Here is a 590-nt window from a genome sequence, read left to right on the forward strand (position 1 = left end):
CAGAAAATATGCTTGCCTGCGGCGGCAGCCTGCCTGATCAGCGTCACATGTGTGTCGGTCGGCGAACAGATCAGCACCGCATCGATCGCCGGGCTCTGCAGGATGTCCTCGCTCTGCGTCGACACCATGCCGATGCCGAGCTCCTTCGCCCAGTCGCGCAAAGCCTGGTCCGCGAAGGGATCACTGATCGCGATGACCTCCGCATGCGGCAGCCGCCCCAGATTTTCCGCATGAATGCGGCCGATGCGACCGGCTCCGATAATGCCGATTCTGATTTTAGTCATGGCTGTATGCTCCTTTTCCTGCTGCTGTCGTATGGGGCGCTACCAGCGCGCCGTCACCATTTTTTTGCGCGTATAGAACTCGACGCCGTCGCCGCCGTTGGCATGCAAATCGCCGTAAAACGACTTTTTCCAGCCCGAGAACGGGAAGAACGCCATCGGCGCCGGGACGCCCAGATTGATGCCGAGCATGCCCGCGTCGATCGTCTCGCGGAACTGTCTTACAGCGCTGCCGTCCTGCGTGAACAGGCAAGCGCCGTTGGCGAACTCGGAGCGATTGGCCAGCGCAATCGCCTCCTCCAGCGTCGC

2 protein-coding genes are annotated in these 590 nt (G+C 61.5%); both read right to left on the reverse strand.

What is annotated here, in order from left to right:
* Positions 1–284 (reverse strand): Gfo/Idh/MocA family oxidoreductase (locus PA598K_RS35160; RefSeq protein WP_185602439.1); only part of this gene is annotated, 284 nt, incomplete at its 3' end.
* A 39-nt stretch (positions 285–323) separates the two neighbouring features.
* The coding region (locus PA598K_RS38575) for an aldehyde dehydrogenase family protein (protein WP_260405770.1) at positions 324–590 on the reverse strand (267 nt) is incomplete at its 5' end.

It is taken from the genome of Paenibacillus sp. 598K (assembly GCF_003851045.1).
GTDB lineage: Bacteria > Bacillota > Bacilli > Paenibacillales > Paenibacillaceae > Paenibacillus_D.